The following is an 18,470-nucleotide window of genomic DNA, read 5'->3' as shown; positions in this document are numbered from 1 at the left end:
GCGCCTGGTGAGGTGTCGGGCAAGAACGCTCGACCCTGCCTTCCGTGACGGGGCTGTGACCTGGGCGAGTCTACGCGCCGGCGGCCGCACCCGGACCCGCTCGCCGCCGACGGGTCAGCCGGGGGGCCACCCCAGGCCGCGGCCGCCGAGGACGTGCAGGTGCACGTGGTGCACCGTCTGTCCGGCGTCCGGGCCGCTGTTGGCCACCAGCCGCCAGCCCGGCTCGGGGGCGCCGTCGGTGGCCAGCCCCTCCTGCACCGCGACGGCCTGGGCCGCCGCGAGCAGCTCCGCGGCCAGCCCGGGGTCGGCGGCGGCGAGCGCACCGATGGTCGCGTGGTGGGCCTTCGGGACCACCAGCACGTGGGTCGGCGCCTGCGGGTTGAGGTCACGGAAGGCCAGCGTGGTGGCGGTCTCGGCGACGACGTCGGGCGTGATGTCCCCGGCGACCATCCGGCAGAACAGGCAGTCGGGCGCGGCCTCGGTCATGCCGCGAGCCTAGATCCGCTGGTCAACGGAACAACAGAGTCCAGTTCGATCGCGCACAACGGAGGCTTTCGGCTTCAGCTGCCCGGCACGGGGCCGAGGTCAGCACAGGAACTGTCGAACACACGGCGGATCCGACCTGGAGGTCTCCGTGCGCATCTCGTCCCGCCGTCCCGTCGTCGACACCTCTGCCGAACTGGCCGAGGCCCGCTCCGACGTCACCGCCGTCACCCGGGTGCTCATGGCCCTCGACGGCGCCGCCACGGAGGAGCAGGTGGCCCGCGCCGCGCTGGACACCGTCCGCGAGTGCTTCGGCTGGGCGTACGGCTCCTACTGGAAGATCGCCGCCGGCGACCACGCGCTGCACTTCGCCGTGGAGTCCGGCGACGCCGGCCGGGAGTTCCGCGAGGTGACGCTGACGGCCTCCTTCGCCGAGGGCGTCGGGCTGTCCGGGCGTGCCTGGAAGTCCCGCGACCTGTTCTTCGTCGCCGACCTGGGCGAGATGACCGACTGCGTCCGCGCACCCGCCGCCCAGCGCGTGGGCGTGCGGTCCGGCGTCTGCTTCCCGATCATGCGCGGCACCGAGGTGCTCGGGACGATGGACTTCTTCGCCACCGAGACCCTCGCCCCGAGCAAGGAGCGGCTGGACGCGCTGCGCGCGGTCGGCAAGCTGGTGTCCCAGGCGTTCAGCCGGGTCGCCACCGCCGCGGACCAGAAGCGCGCCGCCGGTGACGTCGCGGCGATCAACATCCTGCTGCGCGAGCTGGGCAAGGCGACGACCGTCGAGAACGCGGTCAGCACGGCGCTGGACACCATCCGCCGCGAGTTCGACTGGCACTACGGGTCCTACTGGACGATCGACGAGCAGAAGAACGCGCTGACCGTCCAGCTCGAGTCCGGCGACCTCGGCCCGGCGTTCCGCGAGGTCAGCCGGACGGCGTCCTTCGCCGAGGGCGTGGGCGTCGCCGGCCGCACCTGGAAGGCCCGCGACCTGGTCTTCGTCGAGGACCTCGGCGAGGTCAAGGACTGCGTCCGGGCCCCGGCCGCCCAGCAGTCGGGCGTCAGGTCCGGCGTCTGCCTGCCGATCATGATCGACGGCCGGGTCATCGGCACCATGGACTTCTTCGCCAAGCGGACGCTGGTCATGGCCGACAGCCGGCGGGACGCGCTGCGCAACACCGGCTTCCTCATCTCCCAGACCATCCAGCGGATGCGGGCCTCGGAGCGGGTCGCCGGGGCCGCGCGGGAGATGGTCTCCTCCATCGACGAGGTGCAGCGCAACGTCGCCGAGGCCACCAGCGTCGCCGGCGAGGGCCAGCGCGTGGCCGGCCAGGCGGCGGAGTTCGTCGCCCACCTGGGCACCTCCAGCGCGGAGATCGACAAGGTCGTGCGGGTCATCACCGGCATCGCCGAGCAGACGAACCTGCTGGCCCTCAACGCCACGATCGAGGCCGCCCGGGCCGGGGAGTCCGGCAAGGGCTTCGCGGTCGTGGCCGGCGAGGTCAAGGAACTGGCCCGGGAGACCGCCAAGGCCACCGAGGAGGTCAGCAGCCGGGTGACCGCCATCCAGGGCGACGTGCAGCGCGTCGTCGGGGCACTGGACTCCATCCGCGACGTCGTCGACCGGGTCAACGAGACCCAGCACCTGATCGCCGGGGTGCTCACCGAGCAGTCCGCGGTCACCCGCAGCATCGTCGAGATGTCCTGACGTCCCCGGGTCGGCCGCCGCGGCGGCCGACCCGGCACGGTTCAGGCGAGCTTCGTCGCGGTGATGCCGCCGTCGACGTACAGCGTGGCGCCGTGCACCATCGCCGCGTCGTCGGAGGCGAGGAACAGCACCGCCCGGGCGACGTCCTCGGGACGGACCGGGACCCCGGCCGGCGTGGTGGCGGTCATCGCGTCCAGCACCTCACCGGCGGCCGCGTTGCCCTCGGTGCGCGTGACACCGGGGGCCACGGTGTTGACCCGCACGCCCCGCTGCCCGAACTCGGCGGCCCAGGCCCGGGTCAGCTGCTCGGCGGCGGCCTTGGTCGCGGTGTACATCGCGCCGAAGGGGCTGCCGACCGAGGCCATCCAGGACCCGATCGTGACCACGGCGCCGGCACCGCGCCCGGCCATCGCCGGCACGAGCTCACCGACGAGCACGTGCGGAGCGCGCACGTTGACCGCGAGCATCGCGTCCAGGTCGCCGTCGGGCAGGTCGGCGGTGGCCGTGACCGGGTAGATGCCGGCGTTGTTGACCAGGACGTCGACCCGCCCACCGAGCGCCGCGGTGGCCGCGGCGGCGAACGCCCGCAGGTCGGCGTAGCTGCCACCGAGGTCGGCGGGGACGAAGACGGCGTGCCCGCCCGCTGCCGTGATCGCGGCCACGACGGCCCCGCCGCGGACGGCGTCCCGGCCGCTGACCGCGACGGTGGCGCCCTCGGCGGCGAGCAGGCGGGCGGTGGCGGCGCCGATGCCGCTGGTGGAGCCGGTGACGAGTGCGGTGCGGCCGGCCAGGCGGCCGGTGCTGGGGGTCGGTGAGGTCATGGGGCCACTGCACCCGGCGCGGCCGGCCCGGGCCAGGTCGCCCTCAGCCTGGGCACGCCGTGACCAGCCAGGTCCGGTGGTCGCGGCCCTACCGTGGTCACGTGCCGACCGACCGCGCCGCGCTGGGCGCCTTCCTGCGCTCCCGCCGTGACCGGCTGACCCCGGCGCAGGCCGGCATGGCGGCCTTCCCCGGACCGCGCCGGGTGCCGGGACTGCGCAAGGAGGAGCTGGCCCTCTTGGCCGGGCTGAGCCCGGACTACTACTCGCGGCTGGAGCAGGGCCGGCAGGCCAACGTCTCCGACGAGGTGCTCGACGCGCTGGCCCGCGCACTGCGGCTGGACGAGGTCGAGCACGCCCACCTGCGCGACCTCGCCGCGCCCACCCGGCGGCGCCGGGCCACCTCCTCGGTGCCGCAGCGGGCCGACCCGGGGCTGCTGCGGCTGATGACCGGGCTGGACCACCTGCCGGCGCTGGTCCTGGGCCAGCGGGGCGAGGTGCTGGCCGGCAACGCGCTGCTGACCGCCGTGCTCGGCCACGCCTTCGAGCCGGGGTCCTCGCTGCTGCGCTGGCTGTTCCTCGACCCCGGTGCCCGCGAGCGGATCGTCAACTGGCCGCAGTTCGCCATGGCGTCGGTGGGGGCGCTGCGCCGCGACGCCGCCCGCCACCCCGACGACGTCCGGCTGCACACCCTCATCGACGAGCTGCGGGCCGCGGACCCCGACGTCGCCCGCTGGTGGGACGACCAGGGCGTGCGCGACTACGCCTCCGTCCCCAAGCGGATCGCGCACCCGGTCGCCGGCCCGCTGTCCTTCGACATCGAGCTGGTCTCCGCCCCGCACGACCTGGACCAGCGGCTGATCGTCTACACCGCGGAGCCGGGGTCGCGGACCGCCGCTGCGCTGCCGCTGCTGGCCGGCTGGGGCGCGACGGCACCGGCGTCGGCGGGCTGAGCGCCCCGAGCACGACCGGACGGACGGCGTCGGCGACGATGGGCGCCGTCCGTCCCCGCGCCGTCCCCTGGAGGTCCTCTGTGCCCGCTCTGCAGCCCATCGCGAGGACGTAGTGAGCACCCGTCGCACCGTCCGGTCGGGTGGTCGAGTCGAAGCTCTGCTCTCCCGCCGCGAGTTCCTCGCCGGGACCGCGGCCACCGCCGCAGCCGCCGCGCTCGCCGCCTGCGGCCGAACCTCCCCCGTCTCCGCCGCCCCCGCGCCCAGCGGCCGGGGCGCCCTGCGGATCGGGGCCATCCCCGACCAGGACCCCGAGGTCCTCCAGCGCCTGTACGGCACCGTCGCGGACTCGATGTCGGCGGCGCTGGGTCTCGACGTCAGCTACTCCCCGGTGACCGACTACGGCGCCGCGGTCTCCCTCTTCCGCACCGGTGACCTGGACCTGGTCTGGTTCGGTGGGCTCACCGGCGTGCAGGCCCGGCTGCAGACCCCGGGCGCGCAGCCGGTCGCCCAGCGCGACATCGACGAGGACTTCCACTCGGTCTTCGTGGTCAACACCGCCACCGGGCTCGCGCCCGCCGACGACCTCGCCCCGCTGGCGCCGCTGCGCTTCACCTACGGCAGCGAGACCTCGACGTCGGGGCGACTGATGCCCGCGTACTTCCTGCAGCAGGCCGGCGTCGACCCGCAGGGCTTCCCGGGCGGGCCGGGCTTCTCCGGCTCCCACGACGCGACGCTGGCGCTGGTGGCCGCGGGCACCTACCAGGCCGGCGTGCTCAACGAGCAGGTCTGGGAGAGCCGGACGGCGGCCGGCACGGTCGACCCCGCGGTGGTGCAGTACGCCCGCACCCCGGCCTTCCACGACTACCACTGGCTGCTCGGCCCGCAGGCGCCTCAACGGCTCGGCGCCGACCTGGGCGACCGGGTGCGGCAGTACCTCACCGGACTGCCCGCCGGCGACCCGGTGCTCGAGCTGTTCGGCGCCGGGTCGTTCGTGCCCGCCGCGGTGGCCGACTACGACCAGATCGAGGAGATCGGCCGCTCCCTGGGACTGGTCAGCTGACCGCCGTCCTCCGGCTGCACGGCGTCACGGTCACCCACGGCACCACCACCGCGCTGTCCGGCGTCGACCTCACCGTCGACGCCGGCGAGCGGGTGGCCGTGGTCGGGGCGTCGGGCGCCGGCAAGTCGACGCTGCTCGGGGTGGTCAACGGCTCGGTCGCGCCCACCGCGGGCCGCGTCGAGGTGCTCGGCGCCGACCCGGCCGCGCTGTCCGGCCGGGCGCTGCGGCAGCTGCGCGCCCGGGTGGGCACGGTGCACCAGCACCTGGAGCTGGTCGGCCAGCTGCGGGTCGTGCACAACGTCAACGCCGGCCGGCTGTCGGCGTGGCCGGCGTGGCGGGCCGCGGTCTCGCTGCTGCGGCCTCAGGGGCTGCCCGAGGTGCTCGCCGCGCTGTCGGCGGTGGAGCTGGCCGACCGGGTGTACGAGCGCACCGACCGGCTGTCCGGTGGCCAGCGGCAGCGGGTCGCCGTGGCCCGGGTCCTGGTGCAGCGCCCGGAGCTGGTGCTCGCCGACGAGCCGGCGTCCGCGCTGGACCCGGTGCTCGCCGACCGCACGATGGCGCTGCTGACCGGCACCGGCAGCGCACTGCTCGCCTCGCTGCACGACCCGGCGCTGGCGCTGCGGCACTGCACGCGGGTGGTCGGGCTGGCCGGCGGGCGGGTGGTGCTGGACTCCCCCACCGCCGGGCTGTCCCCCGCCGACCTGACCGCCTTCTACGGCGCGTCCCGGTGACGACGGTGCTCGCCCCCGCTGTGCTGCGGCGGGACCGCGGGCGCTGGGCGTGGGGGCTCGGCGCGCTCGTCGTCCTCGCATGGTCGCTGGCCGGCGCGGGGCTCTTCTCCGGCGCGGTGCTGAACGGGGCCGGCACCCGGCAGTTCGGCCGGTTCGCCGCCGGTGCGCTCTCTCCCGCCACCGACGGTGCCTTCCTCGGCGTGCTCGCCTCCTCGGTGCTCGTCACCGTCGCCTACGCGGCGCTGGGGGCCGCGCTGGCGGTCGGGCTCGGCGCGGTCGGGGCGGTCGCGGTCTCCCGCACCGCGTGGGGACGGCGCCGGCTGGGCTGGGCGCTGACCCGCGGCGCGCTCGCCGTCCCGCGCGGCCTGCACGAGGCGGTGTGGGGGCTGCTGCTGGTCAACCTGCTCGGCCTGGACCCGTGGGTGGGCGTGCTGGCGATCGGCGTCCCGTACGGCGCGGTCACCGCCAAGGTGTTCGCCGACCTGCTCGACGAGGTGCCGCGCGGGCCGTACGACGCACTGCTCGCCGCCGGCGCCGGGCGGCTGTCCGCGGCGCTGTACGGGCTGCTGCCGGCGGCGTCGGGCGGGCTGCTGTCCTACTCCTTCTACCGGCTGGAGTGCGCGGTGCGCTCGGCGGTGGTGCTGGGCCTGATCGGCGCCGGCGGGCTGGGCTACCAGCTGTCGCTGTCGTTCAGCTCGCTGCGCTGGCCGCAGGTCTGGTCGTGCGTCTACGCGCTGTCGGCGCTGTGCGTGCTGGCCGTGGTCGCCGGGCGGGCGGTGCGCCGGCGGGTGGCCGACCCCCACCCGGCCGGCGACCGGCTGCGCCGCGACCCGCTGCTGACCACCGCCGTGCTCACGACCCTGGCCGCGGTGGCGTGGTCGTGGTGGTACCTGGCGGTCTCCCCGGCGACCCTGGTCTCCGACCGCACCGGCGCCCAGCTGCGCTACCTGCTCGCCGCCGCCTGGCCGCCGGACGTCGACGGGCCGCTGCTGTCGGCGGTGGCCTCGGCGGCCGTGGACACCGTCCAGATGTCGGTGATCGCGATCGGGTTCGCCACGGTCGGCGCGGTGCTGCTGGCCGGGGTGGCCGCGCACCCGCTGCACCCCTCGGTGGTGCGGCGCCTGGCCGGGGCCGTCGTCCGGTTCGTGCTGCTGGTGCTGCGCGCGGTGCCGCCGCCGGTGTGGGCGCTGGTGCTGCTCTTCGTGCTGCTGCCGGGTGTCCTGCCGGGCGCGCTGGCGCTGGGGGTCTACACCCTGGGTGTGCTCGGCCGGCTGGCCGCGGAGGCCACCGAGGAGGTCGACCCCCGGCCCCGGGCAGCGCTGACCGCGCTGGGCGCGGCGCCGGTGGCGGGCTGGCTGTACGGGGTGCTGCCCGCGGCGACCGGGCCGGTGCTGGCCTTCGCCCTCTACCGCTGGGAGGTCGCGATCCGGGACACCGTGCTCGTCGGGCTGCTCGGCGCCGGCGGACTGGGGGCGCTGCTGGCCTCCCGGCTCGCGGTGTTCGACTGGGGCGCGGTGACCACCGTGCTCGCCGCCCTGGTGCTGCTGACGGCGGCCGTCGACCTCGTCAGCGCCCGCGCGCGGGCCGCGCTGCGCTGACCCGCTGCGGCCGGCCGGTCAGGTGCTGCCAGCGCGCGTCGGCGCGCGCCGCCGCGGGGCAGCACCCGCCCGGGTCGGTCAGGCCCAGCGGGTGCGGGCGCTCAGCGCGGCCAGGGCGGCCGCCCCGGCCGTCGACGCGCGCAGCACCTCGGGGCCCATCCGCACCGACTGCGCGCCGGCCGCGCTGAAGGCGACGACCTCGCCGTCGGTGATGCCCCCCTCGGGGCCGACGATGACCGCGACGGTGCCGCTGGTCGGGACGTCGACCCGGGCCAGCGGACGGCGGGCCTGCTCGTGCAGCACCAGCGCCAGGTCGACGTCGCCCAGCAGGCCGATGACCTGCCGCGTGGTCATCGGGGGCGTCACCTCCGGCACCCGCGGCCGGCGGGCCTGCTTGCTGGCCGCCCGGGCCGCCGACCGCCACTTGGCCAGGCCCTTGTCCACGCGGTCGTCGCGCCACTTGGTGACGCAGCGCGCCGCCGTCCACGGCACGATCCGGTCCACGCCGAGCTCGGTGGCCAGGTCGACGGCGAGGGGACCGTGGTCGCCCTTGGGCAGCGCCTGCACGAGCACGAACTCCGGCGTCGGCGCGGGGACGTCGTGGCGGGCGAGCACGTGCACCTGCAGCGTCGAGCCCTCGGCGGCCAGCACCGAGCCCTCCACCAGCAGGCCGCGGCCGTCGGAGACCCGCACCCGCTCACCGGCGCCCAGCCGCAGGACGTCGACGGCGTGCCGGCCCTCGGCGCCGGCGACGGTCAGCACGTCGCCGGCGGGCACCTCGTCGAGCAGGAAGAGCGGGGCGCCGTCGGCCTCAGGGGCCGCGGCGTCGCTCATCGGCCGTTGAACGCGTCGCGCACCCGGGAGAACAGGCCGCCGTGGTTGGCCTCGGTGCCCTTGGTGAGGTCCTCGTTGCGCAGGCCGGCCAGCTCGCGCAGCAGCTCGGACTGGCGGTCGTCCAGCCGGGTCGGCGTCTGCACGTCCAGGTGCACCAGCAGGTTGCCGCGGCCGGTGCCGCGCAGCCGCGGGGCGCCGTGCGCGCGCAGGGTGAGCACGCTGCCGGACTGCGTGCCCGGGCGGATGTCGAGGTCCTCGGCGCCCTCGAGCGTCTCCAGCTTCAGCGACGTGCCCAGGGCGGCCGCCGTCATCGGCAGGGTGACCCGGCAGTGCAGGTCCTCCCCGTCGCGGGTGAAGACGTCGTGCCGGCGCTCGTGCACCTCGACGTAGAGGTCACCGGCCGGGCCGCCGCCGGGGCCGACCTCGCCGTAGCCGGCCAGCCGGATGCGCATGCCGTCCTCGACGCCGGCGGGGATCTTCACCGGGATGCTGCGGCGGGCGCGGACCCGGCCGTCGCCGGCGCACTGCGGGCAGGGGCTGGGGATGACCTGGCCGGTGCCCGCGCAGGTGGGGCAGGGGCGGGAGGCGATGACCTGGCCGAGGAAGGAGCGCTGCACGCTCTGCACCTCGCCGCGGCCGTTGCAGGTGGAGCAGGTCTCGGGGTGGGTGCCGGGCGCGGTGCCGGCACCGGTGCACACGTCGCAGAGGACGGCGGTGTCGACGGTGATCTCCGTCGTCGTCCCGAAGACGGTCTCGTCGAGGTCGAGGTCGACCCGGATGAGGGCGTCCTCGCCCTCGCGGGTGCGGCTGCGCGGCCCGCGGCCGCCGCCCTGGCCACCGAAGAAGGCGTCCATGATGTCGCCGAGGCCACCGAAGCCCGCGGCGTTGCCGAAGGGGTTGCCCCCGCCGCGGCCACCACCGGCGTCGAAGGGGTCACCGCCGAGGTCGACGATGCGCCGCTTCTCCGGGTCGGTGAGCGCCTCGTAGGCCCGGCTGACCTGCTGGAACTGCTCCTTCGCGCCCTCGTCGGGGTTCACGTCGGGGTGCAGGTCGCGGGCCATCTTGCGGTAGGCGCGCTTGATGTCGGAGTCGCTGGCCCCCTGCTTCAGACCCAGGACGCCGTAGTAGTCGGTTGCCATGCGTGTTCTCAGTCCTCAGCTCTCGGCCAGCAGGTGGCCGACGTAGCGGGCCACGGCTCGTACCGCGGCCATGTTCCCTGCGTAGTCCATCCGGGTGGGGCCCACGACGCCGAGGCCGCCGAGGGCCTCCTCGCCCGAGCCGTACCCGACGGACACGAACGACGCGCCGGTCAGCGCCTCGTGCTGGTTCTCCTCGCCGATGCTCACGATCACCGCGCTGGAGTCCACCTCGGCCATCAACCGCAGGACCACCACCTGTTCTTCCAGCGCCTCCAGCAGCGGCCGGACGGTGCCTGGGAAGTCCAGGGTGCTGCCGTGGGCCAGGTTCGCCGTCCCGCCGATGACCAGCCGGTCCTCCGAGGGCTCGACGAGGGTCTCCAGCAGGGTGGCGCTGACCGCGGCGACCAGCGGGCGCAGGTGCGGCGGGGCGCCCTCGACCAGGCCCGGGGCCTTGTCGCTGGCCTCGGCGAGCTTCGCACCGGTGAAGGTGGCGTTGAGCAGGGTGCGCAGCTCGGCGACGGTCTCGGACTCGGTGTCGACCGGCACCTCCACCACGCGCTGCTCGACCCGGCCGGTGTCGGTGATGAGCACCATGAGCAGCCGGGACGTCGACAGCGGCACCAGCTCCAGGTGCCGGACGGCGCTGCGCGACAGCGTCGGGTACTGGACGACGGCGACCTGACGGGTGAGCTGGGCGAGCAGCCGGACACTGCGGCCCAGGACGTCGTGCAGGTCCACGGCGCCGTCGAGGAACTTCTCGATCGCAGTGCGCTCGGCGGCCGACAGCGGCTTGACCGTGTTGAGCCGGTCGACGAAGAAGCGGTAGCCCTTGTCGGTGGGCACCCGGCCGGCACTGGTGTGCGGCTGGGTGATGTACCCCTCCTCCTCCAGCACCGCCATGTCGTTGCGGATGGTGGCGGGTGAGACGCCCAGGTCGTACCGGGCGGCCAGGGCCTTGCTCCCCACCGGGTCGTTGGTGGAGACGTAGTCCTGGACGATCGCCCGGAGGACGCGCAGGCGGCGGTCGTCGTGCGCCACGGCTGACACCTCCCGTACCGGTCGACGGGCCGCTCTGGCACTCCAGCGGTCCGAGTGCCAGCATACGGCGGCCCGTCCCCGCCGTCCTCCGGCTCGCAGGCCGGGGGCGCCGGGGGGCCGCCGCGGTGGGATCGGTCCCGCGGGAGGGGCCCGGCGACGGTCGGGAGAATCACACTAGTGTGATTCGAAGTCGACGGGCCTCCAGCAGCAGGGGCCCGGGGAGCGGGAGGCTCGGCCCTGATCTTCAAGGCAGTACGGGACGGACGCCCCTACCCCGACCACGGCTTCTCCACCAAGGACTGGGCGATGATCCCGCCCCGGCAGATCCGGCTGGACACCCTGGTCACGACCAAGCGCGAGCTCGCCCTGGACGCGCTGCTGGCCGACGACTCGACCTTCTACGGCGACCTGTTCCCCCACGCGGTGCAGTGGCACGGCGAGACCTACCTCGAGGACGGCGTGCACCGCGCCCTGCGCGCGGCCCTGCAGCAGCGCAACGTCATCCACGTGCGGGTGCTCGACCTCGACGCGCTCATGCCCGCCGACCAGGACACCCCCGCCGACGTCCTCTGACCGCCCCTCGCCCTCCCGGCCCTCTCGCAGGGGCCCGCCGCGAGCGGAGCGAGAGGTGGGGGGCGAGAGGGTCCTTCGTCTCGCAGGGGCCCGGTCCCGAGCAGAGCGAGGGGTCGGGGGGTCCTTCAGAGCCAGCCCTTGTCCGCGGCTACCCGGGCGGCCTCGACCCGGGTGCGCGCACCGGTCTTGCCGATCGCGGCGGACAGGTAGTTGCGCACCGTCCCCTCGCTGAGGAACAGCCGTCCGGCGATGTCGGCGACCGTCGCGCCGTCGGCGGCGGCCCGCAGCACGTCGGCCTCCCGCCCCGACAGCGGTGTCGCGCCGAGGGCCAGCGCCGCGGCAGCCAGCTCGCGGTCGATCACCCGCTCGCCGGCCACCACCGCGCGGATGGCCCGGGCGAGCTCGGCGACGGGTGAGTCCTTCACCAGGAACCCGGCCGCCCCGACCTCCATCGCCCGCCGGAGGAACCCCGGCCGGCCGAAGGTCGTGAGGACGACGGCGCGCACGGCGGGCAGCTGGGCGGCCAGCTCGCGCGCGGCCTCGATGCCGTCCTGGCCGGGCATCTCGATGTCCAGCAGCGCCACGTCGGGCCGGTGCTCGAGCGCGGCGGCCAGCACCAGGTCGCCGCGGCCGACCTCGGCCACCACCTCGATGTCGGGCTCGAGCTCCAGCAGGGCCCGCAGCGCGCCGCGCACCAGCGTCTGGTCCTCGGCCAGGAGCACCCGGATGGTCACGCGTCCACCGTCGCAGACGCCCGCCGCACTCCGGTGGTCACGCCCCCACCGTCGCAGCCGTGCACGGGACGGCAGCGCAGACCCGGTAGCCGCCGCCGTCCACCGGGCCGGCCGTCAGCTCCCCGCCGAGCGCACCGACCCGCTCCCGCAGCCCGGCCAGCCCCGAACCGGACGACGTCCCGAGGACGGTCACCCGCGGGGCTCCCCCGTGACCGTCGTCGGTGACGGTGAGCAGCGCCCGGTCGGCGTCCTCGGTCAGCTCGACGGTGACCTGCTGCGCCCCGCTGTGCCGCAGCACGTTGGTGGTGGCCTCGCGCACCACCCAGCCCAGCGCCACGTCGGCGCTGCCGGGGAGCACCGGCACCCGGTCGGGCAGCCGCACCGTGATGCCCGCACCGGTCAGCGCCGCCCGGGCCTCGGCCAGCGCCTGTCCGCAGGTCACCTGCCGGTAGCCGCTGACCGCCTCGCGCACCTCGGCCAGCGCCTGGCGGGCGGCGTCCTCGACGTCGGCCATCTCGGTGGCCGCCCGGACCGGGTCGACCGGGGCCAGCCGGCGGGCCAGCTCGCTCTTGAGCGCGATCAGCGACAGCGAGTGGCCGAGCAGGTCGTGCAGGTCGCGGGCGAAGCGCTGCCGCTCCTCGGCGACGGCGTGCCGGGCCAGCTCCTCACGGGCCTCCCGCAGCTCGGCGTTGACCGTGAGCAGGTAGCCGGTGCCGCGGATGCCGAAGGCGGTGAGCAGGCAGATGGGCGGCAGGAACAGCAGCCCCGGCTCGTCGTCGGTCACGATGACCGCCAGACACAGCAGGGCGGCGGCGACCACGGTCGGCCACACCCAGCGCCACGGCAGGGCGGCGGCCGAGGCTGCGGAGACGTAGATCATCAGGCCCGACCAGTTGGCGCCGAAGCCCACGGCCAGGACGGCGGCGAGCGCGACCATCGCCACGAAGTCCGGCCGCCAGGCCCGCGGCCGGCCCAGCCGCCCCATCACCCGCAGGTAGACGGCCGTGAAGGCGACCAGCCCGAGCGCGCCGGCCCAGCGGGCGGGCACGGGCCGGTCGGTGGTCACCAGGTCGGCGACCGGGAACCACTGGAACAGCAGCCACGGCAGCGCCCAGACCGCCTGCCCCCACCAGCTCGACCTGTCGACGGCACCACCGGCGGCCACGGTTCAGCCCGCCACGGCGTGCAGCGGACGGCGGCGTGCCACGACCACGGCGAGCGCGGCGAAGACCACGCCGAAGCCGGCCAGCGCCAGCACCGGCGTGAGCGAGGCGGCGCCGTCGGCGACGTCCCGGCCGAGCTCGGCGTACCAGTAGGAGGGCATCGCGTGCGCCAGGCCGACCATGCCCGCAGGGAACACCTCGACCGGGATCCACAGCCCACCGAGCGCGGCGAGCACCGTGCCCAGGATGCCGATGGCGGCGCCGGCGGCCTGGGCGTCCAGCGCCAGCCCGACCGCCACCCCGAGCGCCACGAACACGATCGAGGCGGCCCACAGCGCACCGATGAGCGCCAGCCAGGTGCCCAGGCCGAACTGGACGTCGTTGACGAACCGGCCCACCAGCGCCACGACCACCAGGCTCGGGAGCACGAGCACCGCGCCCACCACCACGTCGACGGCGAGGGTGGCCGCCGGGGGCACCGGCAGCACGCGCAGCTGTCGCAGCCACCCCGACGAGCGGTCGAAGGCCATCCGGATGGTGGCGCCCAGCGCCGCGCCGATCGCCCCGTAGCCCATCATCGAGATCATCGTGGCCCCGGCGAGGTCCTGGTAGTCGGCGGTCGCGGTCTGTGCCCCGAAGATCTTGGTGAAGAAGACCGTGAACAGCGCCGGCAGCAGCACGGTGAAGAACAGGTACTGCTTGTTGCGCCCCACCCGGCGGAGCTGGAAGAGCAGCAGGTCGGTCATCGGGGAGCTCCGTCCGGTGCGGTGGTGAGGGACAGGAAGGCCTGCTCGAGGGTGGCGCCGCGGACCTCCAGCTCGGGCAGCACGGCGCGGCTGCCGAGCAGGGCGCGCAGCGTCGCCTCGACGTCGCCGGTGGCCAGCTCCACGAGGTCGCCGTCCCCGCCGACGGTGCTGACACCGGGGAGCGCGGCGAGCCCGTCCCGGGGGCCGGGGCAGCGGAAGCGCACGGTGCGCCCGGCGATGCGCGACTTGATCGAGGACGCCGTCCCGTCGGCGAGCACCCGGCCCCCGCCGACGACGACCACCCGGTCGGCGACCGCGTCGGCCTCGTCGAGGTGGTGGGTGGCGAAGACGACGGTGTGCCCGCGCCCGGCCAGCGTGCGCATCGTCGACCAGAACGCCTGCCGCCCCTCGACGTCCATCGCCGAGGTGGGCTCGTCGAGCAGCAGCAGTGGTGGAGCGCCGGCCAGTGCCAGGGCGAGCAGCACCCGCTGCCGCTGGCCGCCGGACAGCGCGTCGACCCGGCGGCCGAGCAGCCCGTCGATGCCGGCGGTGGCGACCAGGTCCTCGGCCGGCCACGGGTCGGCGTAGCGGCGGCGGACCAGGGCCAGCACCTCCCCGACCCGGGTCTCGCTGGGCAGGCCGCCGTGCTGCAGCATCGCGCCGACCCCACCGGAGGCGATCGCCTCGGCCGGGGACCGGCCCAGCAGCCGGACCGCCCCGGCGGCCGGGCGGAACAGCCCGAGCGCGGCGTTGACGATGGAGGACTTCCCGGCGCCGTTGGAGCCCAGCAGGGCGACGGTCTCACCGGCCGGGATGCGCAGGTCGACGCCGTCGACGGCGAGCGTGGTGCCGTAGCGGACGGTGAGCCCCTCGACGTCGAGGGCCGGGGTGTCGGGCATGCGTCCAGCCTGTCGCCCCACCGGGGCCGGCGGGAGTGCCGGACGTCGTCCACAGCGTCTGACGGATGTCAGACGGGGGCGCCCGACCCGCTTACCCTCGCCGTGTGGACGTCATCGAGGCCCCCGTGCCGACCGACCCCGCGCTCGAGGTGCTGGAGCGGGTGTTCGGCTACGACGCCTTCCGTGGGCCGCAGCGCGAGGTGGTCGACCACGTCGTGGCCGGCGGTGACGCGCTGGTGCTCATGCCCACCGGTGGCGGCAAGTCGCTGTGCTACCAGGTGCCGTCCCTGCTGCGCGAGGGCGTGGGGGTGGTCGTCTCCCCGCTGATCGCGCTGATGCAGGACCAGGTCGACGCGCTGCAGGCGCTGGGCGTGCGCGCCGGGTTCCTCAACTCCAGCCAGGACCGCGACGAGCGCCGGGCCGTCGAGCAGGCTTTCTTGGCGCAGGAGCTCGACCTGCTCTACGTGGCCCCGGAGTCCCTGGGCGGTGGGTCCTCACCGACCGCGCGGCTGCTGGAGCGCGGGAAGATCGCGCTGTTCGCCATCGACGAAGCGCACTGCGTCGCCCAGTGGGGCCACGACTTCCGGCCCGACTACCTGGCGCTGTCGATGCTGCACGAGCGCTGGCCCGACGTCCCCCGGATCGCGCTGACCGCCACCGCCACCCCGGCCACGCACGCCGAGATCAGCACTCGGCTGCAGCTCGACGACGCCCTGCACGTGGTCGCCGGCTTCGACCGGCCCAACATCCAGTACCGGATCGCGCCGAAGGACTCGCCGAACAAGCAGCTGCTGGACCTGCTGCGCACCGAGCACCCCGGCGACGCCGGCATCGTCTACTGCCTGTCCCGGGCGTCGGTGGAGAAGACCGCAGACCTGCTGGTGCGCGAGGGCATCCCCGCGCTGCCGTACCACGCAGGGCTCGAGCAGCAGGTGCGCGCGCAGAACCAGTCCCGCTTCCTGCGCGAGGACGGCCTGGTGATGGTGGCGACGGTCGCGTTCGGCATGGGCATCGACAAGCCCGACGTCCGCTTCGTCGCCCACCTGGACCTGCCCAAGTCGGTCGAGGGCTACTACCAGGAGACCGGCCGCGCCGGCCGCGACGGGCAGCCGGCCACCGCGTGGCTGGCCTACGGCCTGGCCGACGTCGTGCAGCAGCGCAAGATGATCCAGACCTCGGACGGCGACGCCGCGCACCGCCGGGTGCTGTCGGCACAGCTGGACGCGATGCTGGCGCTCTGCGAGACCGTCGAGTGCCGCCGGGTGCGGCTGCTGGCCCACTTCGGGCAGGAAGCCACCCCCTGCGGCAACTGCGACACCTGCCTGACCCCGCCAGAGTCCTGGGACGCCACCGTGCCGGCGCAGAAGCTGCTGTCGACCGTGCTGCGGCTGCAGCGCGAACGTGGGCAGTCGTTCGGGGCAGGCCAGTCGATCGACATCCTGCTGGGCAAGCGCACCGAGAAGGTCACCCAGCACTCGCACGACGAGCTGACCACCTTCGGCATCGGTACCGACCTCAGCGAGGGCCAGTGGCGCGGTGTCGCCCGCCAGCTGCTGGCGCAGGGGCTGCTCGCGGTGCAGGGCGAGTACGCCACCCTGGCGCTCAGCGAGGCCAGCGGGCCGGTGCTGCGCCGGGAGCAGACCGTGCTGATGCGCCGCGACCCCGACCGCCCGGCGCGCTCGGGCCGGTCGGCGCGGAAGGACCGGGCCACCGCCGCCCCCGAGCTGCCCGCCGCGGCCGCCGGCGCCTTCGAGCGGCTGCGGGCCTGGCGCGGGGCGACGGCCAAGGAGCAGGGCGTGCCGGCCTACGTCGTCTTCCACGACGCGACGCTGCGCCAGATCGCCACCGAGGAACCGACGACGCTGGCGGCGCTGGGCACCGTCAGCGGTGTCGGCGCGGCCAAGCTGGAGCGCTACGGCGAGTCCCTCCTCGCCGCCCTGCACGCCTGAGCTCCTCCGCACCCACGGCACGCTTCCCGGCCTGACTGCAGGGTCCCGCCACGAGCTCGCGAGTGGTGGGGGCAGTCGGGCCCTTCCTCAGTCCGTGAGGTCGCGGACCACGGCGTCGGCGAGCAGCCGGCCGCGGTCGGTGAGGACGGCGAGACCGGCCTCGTGCGGCCCGGCCTCCAACAGCCCGCGGACGACGCTCTCAGCTGCCCGCGCCCGCCCGGCCGGCGACAGCGCGGTCAGCGGCAGTCCGTCGCGCAGCCGCAGGCCGAGCATCACCCGCTCCAGCGCCCGGTCGTCGGCGCTGAGCAGCTCGGTGTCGGCGGCCGGGTGCAGGCCGGCGGCGATCCGGTCGGCGTAGGCGGCGGGGTGCTTCACGTTCCACCAGCGCAACCCGCCGACGTGGGAGTGCGCGCCGGGGCCGATCCCCCACCAGTTCGCGTTGGCCCAGTACAGCTCGTTGTGCCGGCACCGGGCGGCGCGGTCGCGGGCCCAGTTGGACACCTCGTACCAGCCCAGCCCCGCACCGCCGAACGCCCGGTCGGCCATCTCGTAGCGGTCGGCCAGCACGTCGTCGTCGGGCATGGGCAGCTCGCCCTTCGCCACCCGGCGGGCCAGCCGGGTGCCGTGCTCGACGATGAGGGCGTAGGCGCTGACGTGGTCGACGGGTGCGGCCAGCACGGCGTCGATCGAGGCCTGCCAGTCGGCGTCGGACTCCCCCGGTGCCCCGTAGATCAGGTCGAGGTTGACGTGCTCGAACCCGGCCGCCCGCGCCTCGTGCGCAGCCTGCACGGCGCGGCCGGGGGTGTGCCGGCGGTCCAGCACGGCGAGCACGTGCTCGGCGGCGGACTGCATGCCCAGGCTGATCCGGGTGAAGCCACCGGCGCGCAGGGTGGCCAGCGACTCCGGCGTCACCGACTCGGGGTTGGCCTCGGTGGTCATCTCGACGTCGGGGGCGACCGGGAACAGCTCGCGGACGGCGTCCATCACCGCGACCAGGTCGTGCGCCGGCAGCAGCGTGGGCGTGCCGCCGCCGACGAACACCGTCTGCACGGCGGGGAGGTCCGGGCCCAGCACCTGCGCGGCCAGCCGCAGCTCGGCGATCGCCGTCCCGGCGTACTCGCTGCGGTTGGCGCCGGGGCCCAGCTCGTCGGAGGTGTAGGTGTTGAAGTCGCAGTAGCCGCAGCGGGTCGCGCAGAACGGCACGTGCACGTAGAGGCCGAAGGGCGTCGTCTGCAGGCCCGCGCGCGCCGATGCCGGGAGCATCGAGGGGTCGGCCGGCAGGGCGGGGGTCGCGCCGAGGAGCGGCAGGGTGGTGGTCATCGCTGCTCCCAGTGTGACCGCCCCCGGCAACCTCACGACGTCGTGGGCGGGTGACCTCGGCAACGGTGATCTCCAGACGCTCGTGCTCTGCTCCCCCCTGGTGAGCAGAGCACGAGCGTCGGCGAACCCCTTGCCGCCCGCCGGCCGGCGCTCCACGCTGACCGCATGACCGAACCGGAGGACCCGCGGGCGCAGTACCGGCAGCTCCCCGAGCGGGTGCAGCCCGAGGACGTCGTGGAGACCGCGGACGTCCGCCCGGTCGAGCCCGAGCAGGAGCCGGCGCCCGCCTGGCAGCCGCCCTACCTCGGCGGCTGACCGGGGCTCAGAGCACGTAGGTGGCGATCATCTGGCCGAGCTGGCGGATGTCGGCACTGCCCTTGAACTCCAGCCGGACCTTGCCCAGCCCGCTGAACCACAGGTCCAGCTCGGCGTCGAGGTCGAAGGTGCCCGCGGTCTCGATCGAGAACGCCTGGACCTTGCTGTAGGGCAGGGAGGTGAAGTCCCGCTTCTTGCCGGTGATGCCCTGCACGTTGACCGCGATGAGCCGCTTGTCGGTGAAGACGACGAAGTCGCGCACCGCCTTGAAGGTCGCGACGAACTGCTCGCCGTGCACGAGCAGCGGTGCGACGGCCGGCGCGATCTCGTCGGGCTTGCAGGGGCTGAGCTTGAACACGGAGCCGTTCGCGAAGTCGATCACCGCGTCACCGTAGGGACGGCATCGTCC

At 75.1% G+C, this 18,470-nt stretch carries 19 protein-coding genes; 8 read left to right on the top strand and 11 right to left on the bottom strand.

Annotated features, from left to right (window positions below; genetic code table 11):
- Window positions 1–114 precede the first annotated feature (114 nt).
- Window positions 115–486 (bottom strand): HIT domain-containing protein, encoded by a 372-nt coding sequence (locus tag KUM42_RS17300; protein ID WP_237493762.1) that lies wholly within the window; start codon window positions 484–486, stop codon window positions 115–117.
- Between the two features lie 148 nt (window positions 487–634).
- Here KUM42_RS17300 and KUM42_RS20335 point away from each other — a divergent pair, with 148 nt between their 5' ends.
- The gene (locus KUM42_RS20335; RefSeq protein WP_304610711.1) at window positions 635–2,191 is read left to right on the top strand and encodes a GAF domain-containing protein; all 1,557 of its coding nucleotides are present in this window, start codon (window positions 635–637) and stop codon (window positions 2,189–2,191) included.
- Window positions 2,192–2,232: 41 nt separating this feature from the next.
- On the opposite strand, the gene KUM42_RS17285 is transcribed toward KUM42_RS20335, so the two are convergent.
- Window positions 2,233–3,012 carry an SDR family NAD(P)-dependent oxidoreductase gene (locus KUM42_RS17285; protein WP_237493761.1) on the bottom strand — a complete coding sequence of 260 codons (780 nt, stop codon included), beginning with the start codon at window positions 3,010–3,012 and terminating at the stop codon, window positions 2,233–2,235.
- Between the two features lie 101 nt (window positions 3,013–3,113).
- Here KUM42_RS17285 and KUM42_RS17280 point away from each other — a divergent pair, with 101 nt between their 5' ends.
- The 4 genes from KUM42_RS17280 to KUM42_RS17265 all read left to right on the top strand — a co-directional run bounded on the left by KUM42_RS17280 (window position 3,114) and on the right by KUM42_RS17265 (window position 7,351).
- On the top strand, window positions 3,114–3,962 hold the full coding sequence (locus KUM42_RS17280) for a helix-turn-helix domain-containing protein (protein WP_237493760.1): 849 nt from the start codon (window positions 3,114–3,116) through the stop codon (window positions 3,960–3,962).
- A 112-nt stretch (window positions 3,963–4,074) separates the two neighbouring features.
- The gene (locus KUM42_RS17275) at window positions 4,075–5,022 is read left to right on the top strand and encodes a putative selenate ABC transporter substrate-binding protein (RefSeq protein WP_237493759.1); all 948 of its coding nucleotides are present in this window, start codon (window positions 4,075–4,077) and stop codon (window positions 5,020–5,022) included.
- Window positions 5,019–5,753: a phosphonate ABC transporter ATP-binding protein gene (locus tag KUM42_RS17270; protein WP_255557593.1), complete on the top strand. Its 735-nt coding sequence runs from the start codon at window positions 5,019–5,021 to the stop codon at window positions 5,751–5,753. The genes KUM42_RS17275 and KUM42_RS17270 overlap by 4 nt, the downstream gene beginning before the upstream one ends.
- Window positions 5,754–5,758: 5 nt before the next feature.
- Window positions 5,759–7,351, top strand: a complete 1,593-nt coding sequence (locus KUM42_RS17265) for an ABC transporter permease (RefSeq protein ID WP_237493757.1) — start codon at window positions 5,759–5,761, stop codon at window positions 7,349–7,351.
- Window positions 7,352–7,429: 78 nt separating this feature from the next.
- On the opposite strand, the gene KUM42_RS17260 is transcribed toward KUM42_RS17265, so the two are convergent.
- From KUM42_RS17260 to hrcA, 3 genes are read right to left on the bottom strand one after another with little or no spacing between them, the layout of a single operon-like run.
- Window positions 7,430–8,185 carry a 16S rRNA (uracil(1498)-N(3))-methyltransferase gene (locus KUM42_RS17260; RefSeq protein WP_237493756.1) on the bottom strand — a complete coding sequence of 252 codons (756 nt, stop codon included), beginning with the start codon at window positions 8,183–8,185 and terminating at the stop codon, window positions 7,430–7,432.
- Window positions 8,182–9,324, bottom strand: a complete 1,143-nt coding sequence (gene dnaJ / locus KUM42_RS17255; protein WP_237493755.1) for a molecular chaperone DnaJ — start codon at window positions 9,322–9,324, stop codon at window positions 8,182–8,184. The genes KUM42_RS17260 and dnaJ overlap by 4 nt, the downstream gene beginning before the upstream one ends.
- 15 nt (window positions 9,325–9,339) lie before the next feature.
- Window positions 9,340–10,362: a heat-inducible transcriptional repressor HrcA gene (hrcA, locus tag KUM42_RS17250; protein WP_237493754.1), complete on the bottom strand. Its 1,023-nt coding sequence runs from the start codon at window positions 10,360–10,362 to the stop codon at window positions 9,340–9,342.
- A gap of 237 nt (window positions 10,363–10,599) precedes the next feature.
- On the opposite strand from hrcA, the gene KUM42_RS17245 reads away from it, so the two are divergent.
- Window positions 10,600–10,935 carry a type II toxin-antitoxin system VapB family antitoxin gene (locus KUM42_RS17245; RefSeq protein WP_237496693.1) on the top strand — a complete coding sequence of 112 codons (336 nt, stop codon included), beginning with the start codon at window positions 10,600–10,602 and terminating at the stop codon, window positions 10,933–10,935.
- A gap of 125 nt (window positions 10,936–11,060) precedes the next feature.
- Here the strand turns inward: KUM42_RS17245 and KUM42_RS17240 are convergent, their stop codons facing one another.
- The 4 genes from KUM42_RS17240 to KUM42_RS17225 are packed head-to-tail and all read right to left on the bottom strand — an operon-like array spanning window position 11,061 to window position 14,477.
- The gene (locus tag KUM42_RS17240; protein ID WP_237493753.1) at window positions 11,061–11,669 is read right to left on the bottom strand and encodes a DNA-binding response regulator; all 609 of its coding nucleotides are present in this window, start codon (window positions 11,667–11,669) and stop codon (window positions 11,061–11,063) included.
- 37 nt (window positions 11,670–11,706) lie between these two features.
- On the bottom strand, window positions 11,707–12,834 hold the full coding sequence (locus tag KUM42_RS17235) for a sensor histidine kinase (protein ID WP_237493752.1): 1,128 nt from the start codon (window positions 12,832–12,834) through the stop codon (window positions 11,707–11,709).
- A 3-nt stretch (window positions 12,835–12,837) separates the two neighbouring features.
- On the bottom strand, window positions 12,838–13,578 hold the full coding sequence (locus KUM42_RS17230) for an ABC transporter permease (protein ID WP_237493751.1): 741 nt from the start codon (window positions 13,576–13,578) through the stop codon (window positions 12,838–12,840).
- The gene (locus tag KUM42_RS17225; protein WP_237493750.1) at window positions 13,575–14,477 is read right to left on the bottom strand and encodes an ATP-binding cassette domain-containing protein; all 903 of its coding nucleotides are present in this window, start codon (window positions 14,475–14,477) and stop codon (window positions 13,575–13,577) included. The genes KUM42_RS17230 and KUM42_RS17225 overlap by 4 nt, the downstream gene beginning before the upstream one ends.
- A 104-nt stretch (window positions 14,478–14,581) precedes the next feature.
- Between KUM42_RS17225 and recQ the strand changes: the two genes are divergently transcribed.
- Window positions 14,582–16,426: a DNA helicase RecQ gene (gene recQ / locus KUM42_RS17220; protein WP_237493749.1), complete on the top strand. Its 1,845-nt coding sequence runs from the start codon at window positions 14,582–14,584 to the stop codon at window positions 16,424–16,426.
- An 87-nt stretch (window positions 16,427–16,513) separates the two neighbouring features.
- On the opposite strand, the gene hemW is transcribed toward recQ, so the two are convergent.
- The gene (gene hemW, locus KUM42_RS17215; RefSeq protein WP_237493748.1) at window positions 16,514–17,746 is read right to left on the bottom strand and encodes a radical SAM family heme chaperone HemW; all 1,233 of its coding nucleotides are present in this window, start codon (window positions 17,744–17,746) and stop codon (window positions 16,514–16,516) included.
- A gap of 165 nt (window positions 17,747–17,911) precedes the next feature.
- On the opposite strand from hemW, the gene KUM42_RS17210 reads away from it, so the two are divergent.
- Window positions 17,912–18,061: a hypothetical protein gene (locus tag KUM42_RS17210; RefSeq protein WP_237493747.1), complete on the top strand. Its 150-nt coding sequence runs from the start codon at window positions 17,912–17,914 to the stop codon at window positions 18,059–18,061.
- A 7-nt stretch (window positions 18,062–18,068) separates the two neighbouring features.
- Here KUM42_RS17210 and KUM42_RS17205 read toward each other — a convergent pair whose 3' ends face one another.
- Complete coding sequence (locus KUM42_RS17205) at window positions 18,069–18,443, bottom strand: PH domain-containing protein (RefSeq protein ID WP_237493746.1); 375 nt, start codon at window positions 18,441–18,443, stop codon at window positions 18,069–18,071.
- Between the last annotated feature and the right edge of the window lie 27 nt (window positions 18,444–18,470).

Source organism: Modestobacter sp. L9-4 (assembly GCF_019112525.1).
GTDB lineage: Bacteria > Actinomycetota > Actinomycetes > Mycobacteriales > Geodermatophilaceae > Modestobacter.
The sequence above is the reverse complement of the archived record's forward strand: the minus strand, read 5'-3'. Positions and strand labels throughout refer to the sequence as shown.